The following is a 4156-nucleotide window of genomic DNA, read 5'->3' as shown; positions in this document are numbered from 1 at the left end:
TATTCTTTAATACAGGATTTGCTCCAAGATCAAGATTATTATCAGTACTTAAATCACTAATCTTCTTAGAGTCACCTTCATTTAAAGTATACATGGTACAAGGGCTACTACTACCTTTTACATTTTTAAAACAAAACGTTATACTAAATGCAACTGAGTTACAATTACCTCTCGGATCTTTCATATCAATATTACGAATTATATAGCCATATGCCGTGTCCGTTTCTAAATACCCATCTGAAGTAGTCGGTAAACTAGAACATGATTCTCCAAAGCCGGCAAAGCTAGCTAAGCTTACAGATGCTATATAAACTATAATAAATATCTTTAAGGTTTTAAGAGTTTTCATTAGAACTATTATCTTTTTTTTTCTGTTACTACGCCGCTTTTTACTAACTCATCCCATGCCTTTTCAGCATTTGCACGTCGTTCTGATACTTCTCCTCCTTCTTGTTCTCTTACTCTTCCTCCTCCGCTTGCTACTAGTTCATTCCATGCTTTTTCTACTTTCACACGTTTATCTCGAATCTCTGCATTTTCCCGTATCTGCTTTACTCCTGTTGGATTTTCATGTTCCTTTAAGTTAAAACTATAATCAATTACTCCTGAACCCCTACTTGTACTGTCAACTTTTTCTTGCGGTGACGTAGTAGTATTATCTTCTTTTCTGTCGTTTTCTATATTTTTATTTTCTTCTACCTTTGCTTTTTCTGACTTATTAAGTTCATCAGCTAATTTATCAAATTTATTAGTTACACTATTATCCCTTTCTCTTATCTCAGTTACTACACCGCTATCGACTAATTCATTCCATTTCTTTTCAGCATTTGCACGTCGTTCTGATACTTCTCCTCCTTCTTGTTCTCTTACTCTTCCTCCTCCGCTTGCTACTAGTTCATTCCATGCTTTTTCTACTTTCACACGTTTATCTCGAATCTCTGCATTTTCCCGTATCTGCTTTACTCCTGTCGGATTTTCATGTTCCTTTAAGTTAAAACTATAATCAATTACTCCTGAACCCCTACTTGTATTGTCAACTTTTTCCTGTAAAGGCGGAGTATTATCAATCTCTTTTTTACTTTCTTGATTATTATCTCTTATGATTTTTCCAACACTTTCAGCTTCAATATTACATTGCGGTGCAGGTGTAGAAATAGAAGTTCTAATACTAGCAGGCGGTGGTGAAACAGCTTCTGTAGGAGCAGGAGGAGGAGTAACAACATCTGATCTTGCTTCACTACTTACAGTTTTTGAGCTAGAAGTTGCTACAGAAGACGAAGCTGTCGGCGTTGTTACCGCAGGTGCCGACGTACCTCCGCTTGCAGCAATATTATCATTTGATAGTCCGCCTTTACCTACCTCTAAATCACTTGCTCCTCCACCTTGACCAGCTTTTAAATCACCAACTCCTCCTCTACTTGCTATCTGATCGCCCCCCCTTAGTTGCAGCACCCGCAGTAGCAAGTACTGCCATAGCTGCCTTAAATATTGCTTGCGGTTTTATAGCAACATTATTAAGAGCTACTCCTTCCGTCATATCTGCAGCAAATTCAGCTAGCTGACTACTAAAATTATACATCAAATACAATGTAAAACATGCCGTAACTAACGCAAGCAAAATATTTTTAATTTTCTCAAAAAGCACTTTTGGAGACATGAAAAACATTCCGGGACCCAAAACTACTCCCGATAAAAACTGGAATTTAGCAAGAAATTTATCGGTAGGAGTATCACCCGGTTTACTATCGACAATTTCACTTACACTATCTTTTGCAAAGTTAAATGCCGTGGTAATAGGGTTATTTAACATATAACCTAAACTATTTTTACAACTTTCTATGGCATCTTTATCAGGATATTGTAACGTATCATCCCAATCATTATTAATGTAAAATATTAAAACATCCCTCTTAGAGGTAATACCACCTTGAATTTTGTCTTCTATACTATTGTGAATTAACTTGCTCTTATATTGACATTTACCGTAGAAACCATAATCATATACCGAAAACATCGTGATCATAAAAGTAACTACCACCATAGGCTGTAGCAAGAACGAGATCATTAGTTTAACCCAGCTATCAAAATAATTTCTTGTATATGTGAATAAAAACATAGGTACAAAAAGAGGAGCTAAAATACCGAGTATTACTATAGATATCATACACATAATCGTTGCATTAACCATAAAGGCAGCAACCGAAATCACAAGTAACGGATAAGAAAGAGCGAGTGACACCAACATCATATTACCGGAGATTATCGCCGGAATTAGCAAATAAATATATGGTGGAGCACTAAAACTAAAGAAATCAAAATTTAAAAAATCATGGCTTCGATAAGCATTTTCGACAAGTAACGTAGATAATATATCAAGTCCTAAATAATGAGCTACTCTACAATCTAATGCATCCCATAATGCAATATAAGAAACGGTACCGTCATAAGAAAGATTATTAAATTTACATAAACCGGACGGAGCAGCATTCATAACCCAACTTGCTAAACCGTTTATACCATCAAGTAAGAAAGGAAACGCCCACTGAATCATACCGTCTAACCGGTCATACGGAGAGCCATTACCAGGGGTTATATTAATTCCTATTGAAAAATAAGTTACGAATATCATTTTCAATATAAAATTTATATACTCACTTTTTGGCGGTACTTCACCTGCAAGTAATAGTTTAAAGCCAAAAAACATAACATATAAAGTTAAAAAAGCCGTAACTATTTTATACATTCCTACTTGGAACTGAAATAATGCACTATCTTGCCTTGAAGCCAAATTAACCACTTGGCTTACATTATCAAAATTACAAACATCTTTACTAATTAGTAATCTAGCAATCATTTGCCTCATACATTCTATAAGAGGAGAAGTCATGACTACTGCAGTTTTTGAAGCATTATAAGCTTTTTGATAACACCCGTCGCCTGCCGTACTACAGGAAACTAAGGCTAAAGGATCGGTAGGCGTTTCATTTGGATCTTCAATAAAATCCTTATCTGCTATATCCATAAAGCTATTATACATGGATTTCGGAAACGGCTCTTTCATATATTTACAGCCGACGGGAACGTCTCCTGTAAACCCCTTTGTTGAAACACATATTCTATCTTTATCTTGAATAACTTTCCAATATATTACAGGGAAGCCTACATCAAATGCAAAACCGTCATCACCAGGCTTACCGCTATATGGAACATAATAATCTTTCTTATTATTTTTCCACGCTTCTTTTATATCATCCCAAGGATCACTCCCTGTTAATACGGCTTTAGCGATCGCAAGTGCCGATTTTGCTACGGCAGTTGCCCTGGCTACAATTAGTTTAGCATTACTACATAAAGCAAAACGTAATTCCGGATTTTTAGGATCAATTCTATTTTCACGAGTACATTGACCTCCTGGAAAATTTCCAAACTTACTATCGTTAAACAAATCTTTATCATTTATTTTAAGCTTTAAAAACGTATTCATGTATAAAACGGGAGAAACAAGATTCATTACCGCAAAAGTAAAGAACGGAGCAACAATACATGTATGAGAGAATTCACTACGTAATAAATCACCTACGCCTTGAGTTTCGCAAGTTAAACCGCTTAAAACATCTACAATGCTATCAAGAGTATCTTTAGCATGAGTTTTAGTAACTAGCCCTAAATTTAGGATAAAGCTTAGTACTAATGTTATAAGTATACTACGAGGAAATAATTTCATAACTAGTTACTTGCGTCGTATTGTAAAAATGTCATACCGTGGCTTGACCACGTGATCTCAGGCATAGTACCCTACAATTTTTGTAATAAAAGCTTAGGAGTGGTATTGCATATGGGTATTTGAAGTAGTATAAGAGTGTATTTTTTGACCATGCACAATATACTACTTCAGTCGCTGATACTAAACTTTTTTTGGAAAAGATCAAGACTAGAATGTCTTGCTGGAATGATTATGAGTCTAATTGAGAATTGCTCTGTTAGCGGTAAAAACATGGCACTTGGAATTTTGGGTAAAGCTAAACATAGTTCTAGAACCCAGAGAATATATAGGTTTTTTAGGGATCAAATATTTAATTATGATCAAGTTGCTAAGTTTATTTTAAATATTTTTGCTAATGATAAATACATTATTGTTCTGGATAGAACATGCTGG

The 4156-nt window shown here is 35.1% G+C and carries 3 pseudogenes; 1 reads left to right on the top strand and 2 read right to left on the bottom strand.

The features are described 5' to 3' along the window. Positions 1 to 349, bottom strand: a pseudogene (locus REIS_RS14035) (hypothetical protein); the annotation flags it as partial. Beyond that, positions 336 to 3724: pseudogene (locus REIS_RS02540) on the bottom strand (type IV secretion system protein). The pseudogenes REIS_RS02540 and REIS_RS14035, both read right to left, overlap by 14 nt. Before the next feature lie 231 nt (positions 3725 to 3955). Here REIS_RS02540 and REIS_RS02535 point away from each other — a divergent pair. Continuing rightward, positions 3956 to 4156: pseudogene (locus REIS_RS02535) on the top strand (IS4 family transposase); the annotation flags it as partial.

Source organism: Rickettsia endosymbiont of Ixodes scapularis (genome assembly GCF_000160735.1).
GTDB lineage: Bacteria > Pseudomonadota > Alphaproteobacteria > Rickettsiales > Rickettsiaceae > Rickettsia > Rickettsia tamurae.
Note: the sequence above shows the minus strand (reverse complement) of the source record. Positions and strands in the feature narration are given on the sequence as shown.